The sequence below is a fragment of the candidate division WOR-3 bacterium genome, assembly GCA_039802005.1.
GTDB lineage: Bacteria > Hydrothermota > Tepidihabitantia > SM23-42 > JAOAFX01 > JAOAFX01.
Genome location: JBDRVV010000030.1, coordinates 13,440 through 31,726, shown reverse-complemented (window position 1 = coordinate 31,726; position 18,287 = coordinate 13,440). Strand labels below are relative to the sequence as shown.

Here is an 18,287-nt window from a genome sequence, read left to right as displayed (position 1 = left end):
AAACATCAACAAGATAAACTTTCTCACCATAGGGTTTATTGGAAAGTAGAATACAATTTTTGTATGCCTTCTGGAGGTCAAGATAAAATTCCTTTGGGTCAAAATTATTTTTTTTAAGATTATTATCGAACTTTTTTATTGTCTGATAAATCGCCTCCGGTTCAAGGGGGATTTTGGACTTTATTTTTTCAATCTCGGGTCCAAAATACAGAGTCGCCTCTCCGAATTCAAAATTCAATGATAAGGTATAAAGACCGATTCTCAACTTTGGGTATTGTCCTTTTATCAGCCAATTCTCCTTTTGGAAAAATTCCTTTATTCTTTCGGCAAGAGAAAATCTAAATTCTTCTTTAATCTTATCAAGTTCTGATTTCTCATTATTGATCCAGTTAAGCAATTTATTTTTCAGCGAAAAATCAGGTAAATCATTGGTTTCTTTTGATATTTCGTTTAATTTTTTCTCCAACAAATATGCATTGTCTATGGTTTTTTCCTTGAGCCGGGAATATGCGGTTAGTAATTTATTAACCCTGCTCAATTTTCTGTTCAACAACCGTAACCCTTCTAATATTTCCTTCATCCAGATTAAAATGATAACCAAAAATTCTTCAGTGTCAAGGAAGAATTTATATATATTGACAACTTTAATTTAATTTATATAATATCCCATTGACTCTTAATTATTTTTTAAGGAGGAAATCATGCCAATAACTTTGAGCGTCATCAAGGCAGATATTGGGGGATATGTTGGACACTCAAGTATGCATCCCAATATCATTGCCCGGGCAATACAATTGCTTGATGCCGAAAAAAATAAAGGCACAATCGTTGATTTTCATGTATCCCATTGCGGGGATGACCTTGAATTAATAATTAGCCATAGACTCGGCAATGATTGTCAGGAGATTCATAAACTCGCCTGGAATATATTTGTTGAATGTACAAATGTCGCAAAGGAATTAAAACTCTATGGCGCAGGGCAGGATTTACTAACCGATGCATTTTCCGGAAATGTAAAAGGAATGGGACCGGGTTGTGCAGAGATGACATTTGAAGAGCGAAAAAGCGAACCCGTGATAGTATTTGCTGCAGACAAGACCTCTCCGGGTGCCTGGAATTATCCACTTTTTAAAATGTTTGCCGACCCCTTCAACACAATTGGCCTTGTCATTGACCCGAGTATGCATGACGGATTTGTCTTTGAGGTCCACGATGTTTTCCATGATAAAAATGCAAAATTAAATACGCCCGAAGAAATGTATGATCTGCTATGTCTAATCGGCGCTTCAGAGCATTATATTATAAAGAATGTGTATAAGAAAGATGGAACTATCGCAGCAACAACATCAACCCAGAAGGTCAATCTTCTTGCCGGTAGATATGTTGGAAAAGACGACCCGGTTATGATTGTCCGCTGTCAGAGTGGTTTACCTGCGGTTGGTGAAGTCCTTGAGCCATTCTCTCTGCCTTATATGGTGACCGGATGGATGCGCGGTTCACATTGGGGACCATTTATGCCCGTCTCAGTTGAAGATGCAAATCCAACACGATTTGATGGACCTCCAAGGGTAATTGGACTCGGTTTTCAACTTGCTAATGGTATGCTCGTTGGACCAAGGGATATGTTTGCCGACCCGAGTTATGACCACGTCCGGCAGAAGGCAAACGAAATCGCTGATTATATCCGCAGACATGGACCATTTGAACCCCAGCGCCTACCTCTCGCAGAAATGGAATACACCACACTACCACAGGTATTAAATAAACTAAAAGAGCGTTTCAAGTAAAAAATAAATTAACTTTAAAGCCCCTCGTAACCGAGGGGCTTTTTTACTCCCCCCAACTTACCGCAGATTTTGTAAAATTTGTTTGAACGCTCCGCAATAATGGAACATAAAAACATGGTGCCAAAATTTATTTTTTCGTCTGATAAATCCGACCGCTACATTCTACTGAAAACTTCTCTCCCTTAAAGGGAGGACTCCCCCAATAATCTCCTCTCCCTTGAAGGGAGAGGATAAAGGTGAGGGTGAAGTAATAAAATAATCGTAGGGCAAACCTTCAGGTTTGCGATATTGTAGCGGTGCGATTTATCGCACAACATAATAAAAACATAAAGATTTTTGTAGCGTTCACACACCTCCTTACCACTTTGCCAGTAAGAACTGCAACTGAGGTTGTCTAAAATTACAGGTGGGAATAGTGCGATATTAGAATTAAGCTCAGGCATAACTTCTTTAGCATACTCAATCGGAATCTTGCCGTCAAGATTGTCGCCGGCATGTTCGCGTTTTGTATTGTAGTATCTAACCCAGCTATAGGCGATCAAGAACAGCGAATTAGTATCTTTAATTTCCAATCCCAGGGGGATATACAATTCTTCGTCATCGGTTTTGTGACTGCGTTCCACATGACCATTTTCTTCTTTGCGACCCTTGTGGAGGCGGGTAATTTCTGCATTCAAACCAGCTAACAGCTGGTTCATTTTCTCAATTTTCTTGCCTTCATCACCACCAAATTCATCACCCCAATCCGTTTGAATCATGGTTTTATGCTTAATCCCGAACGCCCGCAGCCAGTGCATAACCAAAACGATAAAGGTCCAGCCATTACAAAAGCTTTTCTGTTGACCATAGGCGAGAAATCGCAGCCGGGTTCGTACATCAAGGGCGGTAAATTGATACAAGGGCACACCCTGTTTTGCTAAGGTCAAAAAATGGGTATAAACCTCGGTGGGCAGGGTATCGCCATCAATGACTTCTTTGACATCAGCCTGGATGAATTCAAAGGGTGCAAAATCTAAGTGATTATAGTAGCGCCGTCCGGTTTTGCGGATGGTAATTTTTATCTTGGGTTTGTATTGGTGATGGCGTTTAAGGATTTTACCGATGGTGCCATAAGATAGTTTAATGCCATGGCGCCGGCGCAATAGTTTGGCAATCCTGCGAAATCCATAGTTGGTTTTGTTAAAGACTTCTAAGACCAATTGCTCTACGGCATCCGGTGTTTTGCGGTAAAATGAATGTGGTCGGCAGGAGCGATTTTTAAGACCGCTTTCGCCTTCAGCAAAGAATCGGTAGAGATGTTTGCGTACTGTATGGCGAGAAAGTCCACATAGCCGGGCGGTTTTGGAAATGTTGCGATTAGCCTGCAAGTAATAAATCTCAACCAGCTTTTTGCGCGCAACTACTGCATCCAAACGCATCAGCTCTCGGTACTCTATGCTCACCATCGTACCCTCCCTTTTTCCACTCTTGCTTTTTCTATCATCACGCATATAATATCAATATCACTTAAAACCATAGGGCCTCCCTTATTCTTGAAAGCTTTACTAACTCTTTAATATAACCAGGGAGGCCTATTATTTCAAGTAATTTTTTAAGCTCTTTTCGAAACTGGTAACAAGGTGTGTTAACGCTTGCTTTTTTTTCTTGACTTTTAAGAAATTCTATGTATAATTTAATATAAAGGAGGTAATATAAATAGATTAATTGCATTAGTGGTTGTATGTGTACTTGCCGGTTCGCTTATGTGTTCTAAAAGTAAAGAGGTGAAAATCAGCCTCACAAATCCACAGAATCTGGCAGTAGCATTTGACGGATACTATATATTAAACCAGGGAAATCAAGAGCCAATGACCGGAACAACACCTAAAGATTATGAATTTTCTATGAAGAAGGGTGATCAGCTTTCTGGTATTGTCTATAAAAGCGACAGCACCAATTTTACAGATACACTACGTTTTCAAGTATATATTGACGATGTTGAACAGCCTTCATTGCTTCGTAATATTGTAATCCCAACCCAATTAGGAGGTATACAATTCCAATTTACAGTGCAGTAATGCACATTGGAATTTCTTAAAAATATTAGATAGAAAATTAAAACAAATTGATGATTAAGAAAAAAAGGGGTATTTATGCAATTAAATTCATTTTCAGCCCTGAGAAGGAAAAAAATCTTTGTTGAAATTTCTGCAGTTATGTTGATCTTTGTATCACTCAATTTTGCCCATAAAATAGATATCACCAATCCCTTGTTTGGTGATATACTGTTCACAAATGATATGCCTGTTATAACCTGGAGAACTGAATATGGTGCTTCTGATTTTCGCCTTGAACTTTATAAAGGGAAGATTTATCTTTTAACCATAACACCGGTTTGTAATAATTCATATTGTTATCAATGGAATATTCCCGCAGACATTCTATCTGGCGAAGATTATCAGATTAAAATTACTGATTTAAATAATCCAAATAATTATTGTTTCAGTGGCTACTTCCGGATTGTGAGTAAGTGTAAAGAAGATAATCCAATCGCCCCGCCTACCGAATATAATCAAAGCTGGGAGATTTCTACTGTTGATAATAGTGCGGATGTTGGTTATTTCACAGGGATTGACTTTGATAATCTTAACAGACCACACATAAGCTATTATGACAATAGTAACGGTGATTTAAAATATGCTTACTGGAATGGAACCACCTGGGTAATTCAGACAATTGATGCTGGTGGTAATGTTGGCAAATGGACATCAATCGCTGTTAACAGGGCAAATAATAATGTTCACATCAGCTATTGTGATGATGGGAATCGGGACCTAAAATATGCCTTGTGGAATGGGGTTTCCTGGTCAACTGTTACTGTGGATGCAACGGGTAACAGGGGTGAGTATACTGATATTGCACTTGACACATACGGAAATCCGCATATTAGTTACATCTATGGCGGCAGTGGTGATTTGATGTACGCATTCAAAACTGGTGCAATTTGGGGGACTGTCTGTGTTGACGATGCCAATGATACCGGAAGATATACAGGTATTGATTTAGATAATAATAATTATCCTCATTTTAGTTATCACGATTATACCTGGTATCGCTACTGGTGTAAATATGCGTATTATAGTGGTTCGGGATGGCCAAAACAATGGGTCGACCAAAGAAGTGGTACTGGTTATTACACATCTATTGGAGTAGATAATAATTCAACACCGCATATAAGTTATCAGGGTGCAAGCCATTGCGACTATGCCAGATATAATGGTTCTAACTGGGAACTTACTTCCGTAGATCCTCATTCAGGGGACCTGTATATCGGTGGAACCAGCATTGCCTTTGATGCCTTAGACCGACCTCATATTGCCTATTACCGGGCAAGTTCCACAAGTCAGGGACGTTTGGGTTACGCATATTGGAATAATACCGGGTGGGTCACTGAGGTACCTGATTCAAATGGCAGTGTTGGTGGGCATCCATCTATTGCGATAGATAATAACAATTGTATCCACATAAGTTATGTTGACTGGTCTAATACAGCCTTAAAATATGCGAAAAAAGTCATAACCGGCATAATTGAACAAGAAAAATCCAAAATTGATAACAAAAGACCTATTCTTGCTGTACCAAACCCAATCTCTGGCGATAGAATTACAATTTCGTATAGGCTTACAAACTCAGGCTATACGCATCTGAATCTATATAATTCAATGGGTGAGAGAGTAAAAACTCTGTCAAATTCACAGCAGGATGCAGGATTGCATAAAATTGTCTGGGACAGACGCGATGAGAATGGTAAAAGATTGCCAAACGGAGTTTATTTTATCACTCTGCACACAGAATATGGTAGTGTAAATACCAAAATAATATTGATTGAATAAAGAAGAAATTAATACAAGCTTTGTTTTAGTAAAAATTTCGTAAAGTTACGACAGTTTTAGATATTTATGCACTTGAGGGATGATACGGACATCACTCAATCTCTCAAGTGCCTTCTTCTGGATATCAAGGATATTTGGTATTTTACTTCCAAAAACTGGTTGAATAACAAGCGGGATATTTCTATCTATCTTCTCAATTATTGAAACCGCCTGTTCAAGTTCTCTGGGTATTAGATTTTCGTTAATTACCATCTTTACAAAGACTTCTTTTTTTGCTGCCATTTTTAACATCTCTTCATGTTTTTTCCACATACCCGGTCTGCCCGTAGCAGTTGGTATTTTAAAATCCAGTGCAACTATATCAATGTGGTCGACCAACATTTCAAATGCCCCGGGTAGTGTTCCATTTGTCTCAAGATAAATTATTTTACCCCTCCTTTTCAATTCTTTGCACAAATCCAGCAAAAACAAAGGCTGGAGCAGAGGTTCACCACCGGTTAAAGAAATTATATCGTCACAAATCTTATCCAGAATAAAATCTAATTCCACTGGATTATCATAACTTTTGTTTTTATAAAAAAATTTACCTTCTTTTTTCTGGCACTCAGGGACATCACAATAATTGCAGGATAGATTGCAACCCAAAAAACGAACAAAGGTCATCCTCTGTCCTACCCTGACGCCTTCACCCTGTATTGAAGTAAAAATCTCCCGGATAAATCCAGTCATAATCTTATTGTAAAAATTGCATAATTATTCCTAAAAAAAATCAGGATTTGCATTACCACTTCTTTTTAGGCAATGCCTTCGGCAAGCGTAGCGATACTGCGTCTCCTGCGAACCCTGATTTTAATCAGGGTGATACTGCATTTTCACTGCACCCATCTCACCTTACATCTTGCTGTATTTATTTTCTCAATCTCCTTTGTATATCTATCCATGACCAGATTGGCAAATTCATAAGGCTCAATATCATAGTCTTTGAGCCCTTTTGTCTTCACAGGTGTATTCGTGGATGTGATGTTAATACCAAAATGGATAAGAGAAGACAGAGGCGAAACAGTAGCAACTGAGATAGAAAGTTTTGCATCATCTTCGTATAAATCAGAATTTACCCTTTTTACAATGAGCTTTCCCTTTATTTCATTTATTGCATCACGAACAATACAGGTAAGAATCAATTGTCTGAGAATTATCTTTTCAATATCAGTATCATAGTGTTCCACAATAAAGTGGAGCATATATTCAGAATAGATTGCCTTACCAGCTTTCAGGTCTTCAATATCGACCATCTCTTTAAGTTTAACATCACAGGGTCCACAAAAAGCAATTATTGAATCACCTACAATACCAAATGTAGTATAGGCAAAATTACTCCTTAACTGTTCACCGGTATAGGCAATCTCATCTTTAATAAGTCTGTATCTCATTTACCTCCCCCCTTTTCAGTTAGACTCAATTTTTTCTTCAAATAGGGAACCAATCCACCTTCATTAAGAATTTCAAGAACAAATGAAGGTAATGGAATACCTTTTATTTCTTCATTCGTCCTCATATTTTTTATTATACCCTTTTCTAATTCTACTTCAAGTGGGTCGTTATGTTCAACTTTTTTTGTTATATCCGGGGCAATCAATATTGGCAGTCCAAGATTTATGGCATTACGGTAAAAAATTCTTGCAAAGGATTCAGCGATTACGACACTTATACCAAAATATTTCAAACAGGTCGCTGCCTGCTCCCGTGAAGAACCACAACCAAAATTCTTTCCCGCAACGATGATATCTCCTGGTTTCGCATTCTTCAAAAAATCAGGATAGGCAAGTTCAAAACAATGTTTAGCCATCTCCTGTCGGTCAGTAGTAATGGAAAGATACCGGCCGGGGTAGATATCATCGGTGTTTATATTATCACCAAACTTATATACACGACCTTTAATCATAGTGGCTCAGCAATTTCACCTTTGACCGCTGATATTGCTGCAGTCGCTGGAGATGCCAAGTAGATATAAGAATCCGGGCTTCCCATCCTACCCTTGAAATTACGATTCGTTGTAGAAATACAAACCTCACCTGATGCAAGCAAACCTTGATGTGCTCCGAGACAGGGACCACAACCTGGATTTAAAACGAGTGCCCCTGCCTTTATAAATATTTCAATATATCCGGCTCTCAATGCCTCAAGATAGACCCTGCGCGATGCGGGAATAACGAGAAGGCGAACATCAGGATGAATTTTTTTATCTTCAAGGATTTCTGCAGCGACCTTCAAATCTTCAAGCCTGCCATTTGTGCAGGAACCAATCAATACCTGATGAATTTTTAAACCCGCTACTTCTTTTACCGGTTTAACATTATCTACCGAATGCGGACAGGCGATCTGCGATTGCAAATCAGCAAGATCATATTCAAAAGTCTGAACATATTCAGCATCTTTATCCGGCAGTATAACTTCAAATCGTTTATCTGTAGTCTTTTTCACAAATTCTATCGTCTTCTCATCTGGCGATACAAATGCATTCTTCGCCCCCATCTCCATTGAAAGATTTGTCAAGACCATTCTTGATGAAATTGACATCTCTGCAATCGCTGGACCGCAGAATTCAACGGATTTATAATCCGCTCCATCCGCCTTCAATTGCCCGATTATATAAAGAATCAAATCCTTTGCGGAAACATACTTACGAAATTTGCCTTTTACGGTTATCTTAAATGATTCAGGTACTTTTAACCACAATTCTCCAGTTGCCCATACACCTGCCATCTCTGTTCCCCCTATCCCGGTGGCAAATGTTCCAAATGCACCATGGGTGGTCGTATGAGAATCAGTCCCAACAAGAACCTCTCCAGGTCGGCAATGTCCGAATTCAGAAAGAATCTGATGACAAATTCCCTCTTTTAAATCATAGAAATATTTAATACCCTGCTCCCTTACAAATTCTCTTATCCGCTTGTGGGTAGTGGCAGTCTTCTCAGATTCAGCGGGAATTCGGTGATCAAACAAAATTACGATCTTTTCTGGATCCCAAACTCTCCTTACTCCTATCTCCTGAAATGATTTCAATACTACATCTGCATTCTCATGGGACATTGCCACATCCACCTTTGCCATCACAATCTCATTGGGAATCACCTTCTTTTTTCCACTCGCCCTTGCTAAAATTTTCTCTACGATTGTCATATTATTTAGGTATTTAGGTATTTTGGACTTTTAGGCATTTGCACCTATGTCCTTTTCCCATGGTCCATCATACTCTACTTCCTGTTCACACATCCGCCTCATCGGTTTTTCGCGTGTGATTTCTTCATGGGCATGGGCAATGAGTCCTGCACATCTACCCAGCAAGAAGAACGCCTTTCCCAGGCGCCAATCAAAATCCATATCTGATATGATTGCAGCAATTGCTCCATCAACATTCACGGGCAGCGGTTTTGTCTTTGCAAATTCCGATTCAATCGCCTTGGTCAATCTTATGTGGTCGCTGGCAATATTCAGTTCATCTGCAAGGGCAAAAAGTTTTTTTGTCCTTGGGTCCTGGGTATGAATCCTGTGTCCAAATCCAGGCATATATTTCCCTGCGGACTTTAAATGATTGAGTAAATCACAGGCGGTCTGTTCATAATTCCAGTTCTCTTTCTTCATTTTCTTTACCCACTCTTGCAAAATCCTTGCTGAATCTTCAATTGCACCGCCGTGCACATCACCCACGGCAAGAATTCCTGCAGCAACCGCAGTCGGCAGGGGGACACCTGCAGAGGCAACAATTCTTGTGGCATGGGTTGATGGCGGTGTTGTGCCATGGTCAATTGAAGAAGTGATTATTGCATCAATCATTCTCGCTTCTCTCTCATCAGGCAGTCTCCCTTTTATTAACAAAAAAAAGGCAGATGCAAAAGGAACATTACCAATCAGATCTTCCTGACGATAGCCCTTCGTCACAATATGGTTTGGTTCAATCTTGGTTATTCCGCTCTTCCAGACCAATTGAGCCTCCTTTTTTAATCCAGTTGATTATATAAAACAGAAAAAGGTTGTCAATGGATTCCATTTGTTGTATACTTTAATAAATCCTGCATTGTATATAATCCAGTTCTCTGCTTCACAATAAATTTAACCGCCTCAATCGTGCCCGAGGCAAAGCATTGCCTGCTCGTTGCATAATGTCTTATCTCTAAAAATTCACCTTTACCTAAAAATAAAATTCTATGTTCACCAACAACATCACCGCCCCTGACTGCATTTATACACAATTCATTCTTATTCCGGCCGTCTCCCATTCCATGTCGGCCGTAAATAATATTTATCCCCGGTTTCACTTCTTTTATTTTATCGGCAATTGCCAGTGCGGTGCCTGATGGTGCATCCTTTTTAGCCTGGTGATGTGTTTCAATTATCTCAATATCATAATCCGAGAGAACCTGCGCAGTGTTCTTAACGAGATTCAAAAGATGGTTAACACCTAGTGACATATTGGGGCTCAAAAAAATAGGGAACGACCTTGAAAATTCTTTTATCTCATCAATCTCGGTTTTGGAAAACCCGGTCGTGCCAATGCAATAAGGTTTTTTGTAAGACGCTGATTTTCTCAAATTCTCCATTGTGGCAATATGGTTTGTAAATTCAACAATACAATCAGCCTGTTCAATCACTGATAAAAGTTCATTGTAAATTGGTATATCTTCAATCCTTTTGTTCACCATTGGATTTGATTTATCTTCAATGCCCGCAATTATTTTAACATGTTCACTCTTCTGGACGATAGAAATAATTTCTCTCCCCATTCTGCCTGCAGCACCGCAAAGAACAATTTTTAACATACCTTCACTCCGTATTCCAAAAGCCTTTTGCGTAAAATAGCGGTATTTTCTTCGCTCATTGGCACAAGTGGAAGCCTCGGATTGCCGGAGTAAAGTCCCATCAATTCCATTGCCTTTTTCACCGGTATCGGATTTGTCTCAATGAAAAGTGCCTTCACCACCGGAAACATTTTTATGTGAAGTTTCTTTGCCTCTTCAAATCTACCCTGAATAAATAAATGGCACATATCAGCAACTTCTTTCGGGAAGATATTGGCAATAACCGAAATAACACCCTTGGCACCAATTGCAAGCATAGGTAGTGTCAATGAATCGTCTCCCGAAAGAATATCAAAGTCATCGCCAACAAGGTTTACAAGTTCTGACACCTGGTCAAGATTACCACTTGCCTCTTTTATTGCTACAATATTTTTGCAATCTTTTGCAAGTTTTGTGACAGTCTGAGGCAAAATATTTACACCGGTTCTGCCCGGAACATTGTAGATGATTATCGGCAAATCGGTCTCACCGCTCACTGCCTTATAATGCTGATACAATCCCTGCTGAGTTGGTTTGTTATAGTATGGTGTAACAATCAATAATCCCTGGGCACCAATCTTTTGCGCCTTCTGTGCTGTCTTTATCGTCTTTATCGTTGAATTTGTGCCTGCACCCGCTATGACCGGAATCTTTCCACCTGTTTCTTCAAGGCAAATCTTTATGATTCTCTCATACTCATCATCGCTTAAACTTGGACTCTCTCCGGTTGTAGCACAGGCAACAATGCCATCTGAACCATTTTTAATCAAGAATTGTAAATTTTTTCTCAAACCACCTTCATCAAGTTTATCATCCTTGAACGGGGTGACTATCGCAACATAAGAACCCTGATACATTCAACCTCCTTTATAATTTCCTAATTTTTCTTAAAAGATCATAGATACGATTAAAATCTTCAAGGCTTAAACAATAGATAGTTATCGTTCCTTTATTTTTCTTCCATTCAACCGTAACTTTTGTCCGCAAAATCTTGGACAATTCATCCTCAAGTATCAATAGATTGGGTTCTTTCTCTTTGCCCGGTCTTATCTTTGGTAGTTTTGACCATTTTTTTATCAACTTTTCTGTTTCCCTGACTGATAATTGTTCGCGAACAATCTTGTCAGCAATCTGCAACATCTTTATTTCGTTATCGAGCGACAGTATTGCCCTTGCATGTCCCTCCTGTATCAAATTCTTTCTTAAATAATCCTTTATCTTTTCAGGCAGGGTTAACAACCGAAGGACATTCGTAATAGTAGAACGGTCTTTTCCAACAATCTGAGCAATCTGCTCATGAGTCAGATTGAATTTTTTATTTAATTGTTCGTAAGCAAGTGCTTCTTCCATCGGATTCAAATCTTCCCGGTGGAGATTTTCAATCAATCCAATTTCAAGCAACTCCTGCTCAGAAAGGTTTTTAATAATTGCGGGAAGTTCTTTTAACCCTGCGAGTTGTGCTGCCCTGAATCGTCTTTCACCCGCAGCAAGGATATACTTATCATTATATCGTTTTACAATAACGGGCTCAATTATACCTTTTTCTTTTATTGAATTAACAAGTTCCCTGATACTCTCTTCAGTAATTTTTTCTCTCGGCTGATATGGATTCGGTTGGATATCTGTTATGGGAATCATTCTGAATCCTTCTTGCAATACAGTCTTTTCATCTTTAGAAATCAACGCCTCAATCCCTCTACCGAGTGCCCTTTTACGCATGGTTCAAAATCTCCTTTGTTAAATGAAGATATGCCTGGGCACCTGAAGAAGATATGTTATAGTGTAAAACAGATTTGCCAAATGATGGTGCCTCGGCAATACGAACTGACCGCGGAATTATTGTTTCAAAAACCGAACCAGCAAAATGTTCCTTTATCTCTTCAACAACATCCTTGGACAAATTTAATCTTGCATCATACATTGTCAAAAGAATTCCTTCAATCTTTAAATTTAAATTTAAATTTTCCTTTACCGACTTCAATGTCTTCAATAACTTCTCAAGCCCTTCAAGCGCATAATATTCGCACTGGATCGGCACAATTACACTATCACAGGAGGCAAGAGCATTTAAAGTTAGCAGTCCCAATGAAGGTGGGCAATCAATGATTGCAAAATCATATTCATTTTCAATTTTGTTTAAAACATTTTTTAATTTTCTCTCTCTTTCATTTTCAGAAACAAGCTCAACCTCAGCACCCACCAGGTCAGGAGTGGAAGGTAAAACTGAAAGATAAAGATATTTTGTCTTTATGATTGCCTTGTTAACAAGTTCAGGCTCAAATAAACAATCGTAAACCGAAATTTCTAAATTTTTATAATCAATGCCCACACCACTTGTAGCATTTGCCTGAGGGTCAAAATCAACAAGCAGCGTCCTTTTTTCTGCAAGGGAAAGCCCTGCTGACAAATTCACCGCCGTAGCCGTCTTACCCACACCACCCTTTTGATTACAGATTGCAATTTTTCGCATGCCATATTTTAACAAAAATTCCTTTGAAGTCAACAAGTAAATAAAAAATAACTTGACTTTTGTCAAATTATAGTTATAATCAAAAAATAAAATGAAAGGACTGATACTCTCAGGTGGTTTTGGCACACGTCTCAGACCCTTGACTTACACGAGTGCCAAACAACTAATTCCAATAGCAAATAAACCCATAATCTTTTATGGTATTGAATCTATTGTAAATGCAGGTATAAAAGAACTTGGCATCGTTGTTGGTGAGACTAAAGAAGAAGTAAAAAATACTGTTGGTGATGGTTCAAGGTGGAATATAAAGATTGAATATATCTATCAACCTGCACCTTTAGGCCTGGCACATGCAATAAAAGTCTCAAAAGATTTTCTTAAAGATGAACCATTTATTATGTATCTCGGTGATAACATTTTAAAAGAAGGAGTTAATGAATTCGTAGAGAAGTTCAAAAAGAACAACCCAGATGCTTTGATTCTATTAACCGAAGTCAACAATCCTCAGGAATTTGGTGTGGCAGTTGTTGATGAAAAAGGGTTCGTAAAAAAACTCATTGAGAAACCCAAAGAGCCACCATCAAATTTAGCCCTGGTGGGTGTTTATCTATTCAACAAAAACATCTTTACAGCAATAGAAAATATTAAGCCTTCGTGGCGTAACGAACTTGAAATAACCGATGCGATCCAGTGGCTCCTTGATAACAAATTCAATGTTCTATCTGACCGGGTAAAAGGATGGTGGAAAGATACAGGAAAACCAGAAGACATAATTGAAGCAAATCTACTAATCCTTGAAGATATTGAAACATCAAACCAGGGTACCCTGGTGGATTCTGTGTTGAATGGCAGGATAATTATTGGAGAAGGAACGAAGATTGAAAAGAGTATGATTCGTGGTCCAGCAGTTATTGGGAAAAATGTCATTATTAAAAATGCATTCATAGGTCCCTTCACATCAATCGGTGATAATGCTGTTATTCAAAATTCCGAGGTTGAATGCAGTGTGATAATGGAAGGGGCAAAAATTAAGAACCTGAATAAAAGAATTGACCGCTCAATAATTGGCAGGAATGTAACAATCAATCAAACAAATAACTCACCACGCTGTCACCGATTTTACCTTGGTGACCAGAGTTTTGTGGAGATTGTAGAATGAAAGAGATAATCGGGTTCAGAGGGAAAGAATTGATCAATGGTGTTAAAGTAAAGGTTTTAAGATTATTACCAGATGAACGCGGCAGATTAATGGAAGTGCTTAGAAACGATGATGAATGTTTTGAGAAATTCGGGCAGGTATATATAACTACTGCCTATCCCGGTGTGGTCAAGGCATGGCATTATCATAAACTTCAAAACGATAATATGACAGTGATAAAAGGTATGGCGAAGATTGTTCTATATGATGACCGTAAAGATAGCCCAACCAGAGGCATAATAAATGAATTCTATGTAGGAGACCATAATCATATTCTTGTGCATATTCCCAAACTCATCTGGCACGGATTCAAGTGCATTAGCGAAGAAGAGTGCATAATAATCAACATTGTTACCGAATGCTATAATTATAAAAATCCTGATGAATATCGTAAGCCACCACATGATTCTGACATCCCCTATGACTGGACGAGAAAAGATGGATAATTTATTAAATCCGAAATCCGAAATCCGAAATCCGAAATTGTTATGAGGGTATTAATCACTGGTGGTTGTGGGTTCATAGGATCAAATTTTATACGATACTTCAATTGCAAGCATCCTTATTACAAAATATTAAATGTTGATAAACTTACTTATGCTGGGAATCTTGAGAATTTAAAAGGGCTGGAGAAGAAAGGAAATTATCATTTTATCCGTGCGGACATAAGTTCAGCCTCGGTAATGCGCCATATATTCGAAAAATTCAGACCCGAGGCAGTCATAAATTTTGCAGCAGAAACCCATGTTGACCGCAGTATAATGAGCCCTGCCCCATTTATAAAAACAAATGTTATTGGAGTCGGTGTATTATTAAATCTTTCTTTAAAATATAATGTTAAAAAATTTTTACAGATATCCACTGATGAAGTCTATGGGTCTATCCTGCGCGGAAGTTTTCGCGAAGATAGTCCACTTGATCCTTCAAGTCCATATGCAGCAAGCAAAGCCGGGGCTGATGCCCTTGTATTGTCGTATTATAAAACCCATGGATTGCCCATTCTCATAACCCGCTCATCCAATAACTACGGTCCGTATCAGTTCCCCGAAAAATTGATTCCCCTCGTTATCCTGAACGCTATGAATAATAAAAAAGTTCCTGTCTATGGTGACGGAATGAATGTGAGGGACTGGTTATATGTTGAAGATAATTGTGAAGCAATAGACCTTGTTTTCCATTATGGAAGAATCGGCGAAGTTTATAATATCGGTGGCGAAAACGAATTAACGAATTTATTTGTGGTTAGATTTATTCTAAAATTATTAAACAAATCTGAAAGTCTGATCACATTCGTAAAAGACCGACCCGGTCATGATAGAAGGTATTCGTTATCCCTGGGGAAAATCAGGCGTCAAATTGGCTGGCATCCCAAGATTTCTTTTGAAACGGGCATAAAAAGAACAATTGAATGGTATCGCAAAAATCAGAAATGGCTAAAAAATGCCCAGAGTGGAGAATATCGTAATTTTTACAAAAAATATTATTCAAAATTGGGACTTAAAGAGATTTAATGGTAGGTTTTATAGTTGCCATTGACGGCAAGGCAGGTTCAGGTAAAAGCACAACCGCCAAAGGCGTTGCAAAAAAACTTCAATTTTTTTATCTTGATACCGGTGCAATGTACCGGGCATTCACCCTGAAATACCTGCGGGCGAAAAAAGGAAGAAACGATGATATTGATTTAAATCTAATCGCCAGATTGCTAAAAAATACTACAATTGAATTAATTAAACAAAATGACGACCTTAAGGTTTTTCTCGATGGCGAGGATGTAAGTAAAGAGATTCGTTCGCCTGAAGTAAATGACCTGGTCTCTCCAATCTCAGCAATAAAGGAAATTCGGGATTGGATGGTAAAAAGACAAAGAGAAATTGCTCAGGGCAAAAATATCGTATGTGAAGGTAGGGATATGGCAACTGTTGTATTTCCTGATGCCCAGGTCAAGATTTTTATGGATGCAGACTTGCCCACAAGGGCGGAACGAAGAAGGAAAGAATTACAGGAAAAAGGGATAAACATTAGTTTTGAAGAATCTTTAAATAATTTAAAATACCGTGATGATTATGACTCAAGCCGTGAACATTCACCATTAAAAAAGGCGGAAGATGCCATCGTCGTTGACACAACAAATTTGACAATTGAACAGGAAATTGAATTGGTGGAAAAGATTGTCAGAGAAAAATTAAAAACGATTCGCTGATAAATTTTTAATCAAATTTATTAAAATATTATTGGCAGATAAATTTTCAGGATTATACCAATTTATTCCAGAAATTTTCTTAAACCAGGTAACCTGCCTTTTGGCAAAATTGCGAGTATGTTGTTTTGCTTTTTCAATGGCGGTCTTTAAATCCCATTCTCTTTGTAAAAATTTTACGATTTCTTTATAACCAATCGTCCGTAAACCGTAACAATCAGGGTTAAAACCCATATCCAAAATATCTTTCACTTCTTCTACAAGACCATTCTCAATCATCTTATCATAGCGTTCATCAATTTTTTTATACAATTTTTCACGGGGTAAAATTAAACCAAGATATTGTGGTTTATATTTTGGCTCTTGCTTCCCTTTTTTAATCAATTCGCTCAAAGGTTTTTTGGTAATCTCATATACCTCAAGACCCCTCAGGATACGTTGTTTATCGTGGGGACCAACCCTTCTTGCCCATTCTGGGTCAACAGCAAGTAGTTCTTTATAAAGATATTCAAGCCCCTTTTCTTTTAGCATATTTTGCAATTGCTCTTTTAATTCTTTGTCCGCCCGCGGTAATTGATGCAGGGGATTGAATAATGCCCGAATATATAAACCAGTTCCCCCACACACAACGGGCATTTTACCCTGAGCAGTAATTTCCTCAATCAAGCGCTCCGCATCACGGGCAAATTGACCACAGGAATAGTTTTGGTCGAGCTCCAAAAAATCAATCAAATGAAAAATTACCCTTTTTCTCTGCTCTTGTGTTGGCTTGGCAGTTCCAATGTTTAAGTATTTATAAACCTGCCTTGAATCTGCAGATATTATCTCGCCATTGAAGTATTCGGCAATTTTAATAGCAATCTCAGTCTTGCCAACCGCAGTCGGACCAATGATTGTAATAATCTCACGCATACATCAATTATAGTAAAATATTTTGATAGTGCAAGGTTTTCATTGTTTTGCATATATCTCCTTGACCATCCAACAAATTGGAATATAATCTCTTAATGAGTAGTCACCATAATCACGAAATCAATGCCCGCAACATTATCTTTGTAATTTTCTTGAATTTTTTTATCACCATTGCCGAAGTAATTGGGGGTCTGCTATCAAACAGTCTCTCATTAATCTCGGATGCATTACATAATTTCAGCGATGGGATTGCAATCCTGATAAGTTATTTTGCCTTCCAACTTGGACAGCGCAAAAGCACCGTACAAAAAACCTTTGGTTATAAACGGGCAGAGATTATCGCCGCCCTGTTTAATGCCTCAGTTTTGATAATCATTATCTTCTTTTTATTCAAAGAGGCAATTACCCGACTGTTTTCACCCCGTCCCATTGATAGTAATTTAATGATGGTTATCGCCGTGATCGGTCTTTTAGCCAATCTCCTCGGTGTCTTTTTATTAAAAAAAGATGCTGGACACAGTATCAATATCAAATCTGCCTATCTTCATCTGGTTGCCGATTCATTATCATCAATTGCGGTAGTGATTGGTGGTATTCTAATAAAGATTTTTAACATTTATATCGTTGACCCCATACTGACTATTGCAATTGGTATTTATATTTTGCGGGAAAGTTATCTAATTGTGCGCGATACGGTTAATATCCTTATGCAGTCAACACCCGAAGGGATTGATCTGATGGCAATCAAGTGTGCGATTGAAAGCATTCCTGAAGTTCATAATCTCCACCATGTCCATATATGGCAACTCACTGACAAAGATATTCATTTTGAAGGGCATATTGATGTCTGTGAAGATTATAAAACGAGTGAAGTGGCAGTTATTATTAAAAAAATTGAAGAAATACTTGCCGAAAAGTTTGGTATTAACCATACTACAATCCAGATTGAATTCGGGACGTGCACAGATAAGAATATAATAAAGACCTGTTAGATAATTTTTTTCAGCAGTGATTAT

Annotated in this window: 20 protein-coding genes; 8 read left to right on the top strand and 12 right to left on the bottom strand. The window is 38.2% G+C overall.

Annotated features, from left to right (window positions below; genetic code table 11):
* A partial coding sequence (locus ABIL69_09495) for a hypothetical protein (GenBank protein MEO0124217.1) occupies positions 1 to 580 on the bottom strand: 580 nt, incomplete at its 3' end.
* Positions 581 to 701: 121 nt separating this feature from the next.
* Here ABIL69_09495 and fbp point away from each other — a divergent pair.
* Positions 702 to 1,787, top strand: coding sequence for a fructose-1,6-bisphosphate aldolase/phosphatase (fbp, locus tag ABIL69_09490; GenBank protein MEO0124216.1), 1,086 nt, complete (start codon positions 702 to 704; stop codon positions 1,785 to 1,787).
* Between the two features lie 182 nt (positions 1,788 to 1,969).
* On the opposite strand, the gene ABIL69_09485 is transcribed toward fbp, so the two are convergent.
* Positions 1,970 to 3,232, bottom strand: a complete 1,263-nt coding sequence (locus ABIL69_09485) for a helix-turn-helix domain-containing protein (protein ID MEO0124215.1) — start codon at positions 3,230 to 3,232, stop codon at positions 1,970 to 1,972.
* Positions 3,233 to 3,550: 318 nt separating this feature from the next.
* Between ABIL69_09485 and ABIL69_09480 the strand changes: the two genes are divergently transcribed.
* Positions 3,551 to 3,844 carry a hypothetical protein gene (locus ABIL69_09480; GenBank protein MEO0124214.1) on the top strand — a complete coding sequence of 98 codons (294 nt, stop codon included), beginning with the start codon at positions 3,551 to 3,553 and terminating at the stop codon, positions 3,842 to 3,844.
* A 75-nt stretch (positions 3,845 to 3,919) separates the two neighbouring features.
* A complete protein-coding gene (locus ABIL69_09475; protein ID MEO0124213.1) occupies positions 3,920 to 5,659 on the top strand; it encodes a FlgD immunoglobulin-like domain containing protein in 1,740 nt (579 codons plus the stop codon).
* A gap of 45 nt (positions 5,660 to 5,704) precedes the next feature.
* Here ABIL69_09475 and ABIL69_09470 read toward each other — a convergent pair whose 3' ends face one another.
* The 9 genes from ABIL69_09470 to ABIL69_09430 form a co-directional block, all read right to left on the bottom strand.
* Positions 5,705 to 6,388 (bottom strand): 7-carboxy-7-deazaguanine synthase QueE, encoded by a 684-nt coding sequence (locus ABIL69_09470; GenBank protein ID MEO0124212.1) that lies wholly within the window; start codon positions 6,386 to 6,388, stop codon positions 5,705 to 5,707.
* A gap of 143 nt (positions 6,389 to 6,531) precedes the next feature.
* Positions 6,532 to 7,089, bottom strand: a complete 558-nt coding sequence (locus tag ABIL69_09465) for a DUF366 family protein (GenBank protein MEO0124211.1) — start codon at positions 7,087 to 7,089, stop codon at positions 6,532 to 6,534.
* The gene (locus ABIL69_09460; GenBank protein ID MEO0124210.1) at positions 7,086 to 7,601 is read right to left on the bottom strand and encodes a 3-isopropylmalate dehydratase small subunit; all 516 of its coding nucleotides are present in this window, start codon (positions 7,599 to 7,601) and stop codon (positions 7,086 to 7,088) included. The genes ABIL69_09465 and ABIL69_09460 overlap by 4 nt, the downstream gene beginning before the upstream one ends.
* The gene (locus tag ABIL69_09455) at positions 7,598 to 8,839 is read right to left on the bottom strand and encodes a 3-isopropylmalate dehydratase large subunit (protein ID MEO0124209.1); all 1,242 of its coding nucleotides are present in this window, start codon (positions 8,837 to 8,839) and stop codon (positions 7,598 to 7,600) included. Before ABIL69_09455 ends, ABIL69_09460 begins: the two co-directional genes overlap by 4 nt.
* Before the next feature lie 30 nt (positions 8,840 to 8,869).
* Positions 8,870 to 9,643, bottom strand: coding sequence for a citryl-CoA lyase (locus ABIL69_09450; protein MEO0124208.1), 774 nt, complete (start codon positions 9,641 to 9,643; stop codon positions 8,870 to 8,872).
* Positions 9,644 to 9,693: 50 nt separating this feature from the next.
* Positions 9,694 to 10,476 carry a 4-hydroxy-tetrahydrodipicolinate reductase gene (gene dapB / locus ABIL69_09445; GenBank protein MEO0124207.1) on the bottom strand — a complete coding sequence of 261 codons (783 nt, stop codon included), beginning with the start codon at positions 10,474 to 10,476 and terminating at the stop codon, positions 9,694 to 9,696.
* Positions 10,470 to 11,351 carry a 4-hydroxy-tetrahydrodipicolinate synthase gene (gene dapA, locus ABIL69_09440; GenBank protein MEO0124206.1) on the bottom strand — a complete coding sequence of 294 codons (882 nt, stop codon included), beginning with the start codon at positions 11,349 to 11,351 and terminating at the stop codon, positions 10,470 to 10,472. Before dapA ends, dapB begins: the two co-directional genes overlap by 7 nt.
* A gap of 10 nt (positions 11,352 to 11,361) precedes the next feature.
* Positions 11,362 to 12,213: a ParB/RepB/Spo0J family partition protein gene (locus tag ABIL69_09435; GenBank protein ID MEO0124205.1), complete on the bottom strand. Its 852-nt coding sequence runs from the start codon at positions 12,211 to 12,213 to the stop codon at positions 11,362 to 11,364.
* The gene (locus ABIL69_09430) at positions 12,206 to 12,964 is read right to left on the bottom strand and encodes an AAA family ATPase (protein ID MEO0124204.1); all 759 of its coding nucleotides are present in this window, start codon (positions 12,962 to 12,964) and stop codon (positions 12,206 to 12,208) included. Before ABIL69_09430 ends, ABIL69_09435 begins: the two co-directional genes overlap by 8 nt.
* Before the next feature lie 91 nt (positions 12,965 to 13,055).
* On the opposite strand from ABIL69_09430, the gene ABIL69_09425 reads away from it, so the two are divergent.
* The 4 genes from ABIL69_09425 to cmk are packed head-to-tail and all read left to right on the top strand — an operon-like array spanning position 13,056 to position 16,362.
* Entirely contained in the window at positions 13,056 to 14,123 is a 1,068-nt protein-coding gene (locus ABIL69_09425) for a glucose-1-phosphate thymidylyltransferase (GenBank protein MEO0124203.1), read from the top strand.
* Positions 14,120 to 14,608 (top strand): dTDP-4-dehydrorhamnose 3,5-epimerase family protein, encoded by a 489-nt coding sequence (locus ABIL69_09420; GenBank protein ID MEO0124202.1) that lies wholly within the window; start codon positions 14,120 to 14,122, stop codon positions 14,606 to 14,608. Before ABIL69_09425 ends, ABIL69_09420 begins: the two co-directional genes overlap by 4 nt.
* A gap of 42 nt (positions 14,609 to 14,650) precedes the next feature.
* Positions 14,651 to 15,673 carry a dTDP-glucose 4,6-dehydratase gene (rfbB, locus tag ABIL69_09415; GenBank protein ID MEO0124201.1) on the top strand — a complete coding sequence of 341 codons (1,023 nt, stop codon included), beginning with the start codon at positions 14,651 to 14,653 and terminating at the stop codon, positions 15,671 to 15,673.
* Positions 15,673 to 16,362, top strand: a complete 690-nt coding sequence (cmk, locus tag ABIL69_09410; GenBank protein MEO0124200.1) for a (d)CMP kinase — start codon at positions 15,673 to 15,675, stop codon at positions 16,360 to 16,362. The genes rfbB and cmk overlap by 1 nt, the downstream gene beginning before the upstream one ends.
* Here the strand turns inward: cmk and miaA are convergent.
* Positions 16,345 to 17,271 (bottom strand): tRNA (adenosine(37)-N6)-dimethylallyltransferase MiaA, encoded by a 927-nt coding sequence (miaA, locus tag ABIL69_09405; protein MEO0124199.1) that lies wholly within the window; start codon positions 17,269 to 17,271, stop codon positions 16,345 to 16,347. The genes cmk and miaA overlap by 18 nt on opposite strands.
* Positions 17,272 to 17,366: 95 nt before the next feature.
* On the opposite strand from miaA, the gene ABIL69_09400 reads away from it, so the two are divergent.
* Positions 17,367 to 18,263, top strand: coding sequence for a cation diffusion facilitator family transporter (locus ABIL69_09400; protein MEO0124198.1), 897 nt, complete (start codon positions 17,367 to 17,369; stop codon positions 18,261 to 18,263).
* Positions 18,264 to 18,287: the final 24 nt, after the last annotated feature.

Excerpts from the sequence above, each read along its gene's own strand:
- fbp (MEO0124216.1), top strand. The coding sequence starts at position 702 with ATGCCAATAACTTTGAGCGTCATCAAGGCAGATATTGGGGGATATGTT.
- ABIL69_09485 (MEO0124215.1), bottom strand. The coding sequence starts at position 3,232 with ATGGTGAGCATAGAGTACCGAGAGCTGATGCGTTTGGATGCAGTAGTT.
- ABIL69_09475 (MEO0124213.1), top strand. The coding sequence starts at position 3,920 with ATGCAATTAAATTCATTTTCAGCCCTGAGAAGGAAAAAAATCTTTGTT.
- ABIL69_09470 (MEO0124212.1), bottom strand. The coding sequence starts at position 6,388 with ATGACTGGATTTATCCGGGAGATTTTTACTTCAATACAGGGTGAAGGC.
- ABIL69_09465 (MEO0124211.1), bottom strand. The coding sequence starts at position 7,089 with ATGAGATACAGACTTATTAAAGATGAGATTGCCTATACCGGTGAACAG.
- ABIL69_09460 (MEO0124210.1), bottom strand. The coding sequence starts at position 7,601 with ATGATTAAAGGTCGTGTATATAAGTTTGGTGATAATATAAACACCGAT.
- ABIL69_09455 (MEO0124209.1), bottom strand. The coding sequence starts at position 8,839 with ATGACAATCGTAGAGAAAATTTTAGCAAGGGCGAGTGGAAAAAAGAAG.
- dapB (MEO0124207.1), bottom strand. The coding sequence starts at position 10,476 with ATGTTAAAAATTGTTCTTTGCGGTGCTGCAGGCAGAATGGGGAGAGAA.
- dapA (MEO0124206.1), bottom strand. The coding sequence starts at position 11,351 with ATGTATCAGGGTTCTTATGTTGCGATAGTCACCCCGTTCAAGGATGAT.
- ABIL69_09435 (MEO0124205.1), bottom strand. The coding sequence starts at position 12,213 with ATGCGTAAAAGGGCACTCGGTAGAGGGATTGAGGCGTTGATTTCTAAA.
- ABIL69_09430 (MEO0124204.1), bottom strand. The coding sequence starts at position 12,964 with ATGCGAAAAATTGCAATCTGTAATCAAAAGGGTGGTGTGGGTAAGACG.
- ABIL69_09425 (MEO0124203.1), top strand. The coding sequence starts at position 13,056 with ATGAAAGGACTGATACTCTCAGGTGGTTTTGGCACACGTCTCAGACCC.
- ABIL69_09420 (MEO0124202.1), top strand. The coding sequence starts at position 14,120 with ATGAAAGAGATAATCGGGTTCAGAGGGAAAGAATTGATCAATGGTGTT.
- rfbB (MEO0124201.1), top strand. The coding sequence starts at position 14,651 with ATGAGGGTATTAATCACTGGTGGTTGTGGGTTCATAGGATCAAATTTT.
- cmk (MEO0124200.1), top strand. The coding sequence starts at position 15,673 with ATGGTAGGTTTTATAGTTGCCATTGACGGCAAGGCAGGTTCAGGTAAA.
- miaA (MEO0124199.1), bottom strand. The coding sequence starts at position 17,271 with ATGCGTGAGATTATTACAATCATTGGTCCGACTGCGGTTGGCAAGACT.
- ABIL69_09400 (MEO0124198.1), top strand. The coding sequence starts at position 17,367 with ATGAGTAGTCACCATAATCACGAAATCAATGCCCGCAACATTATCTTT.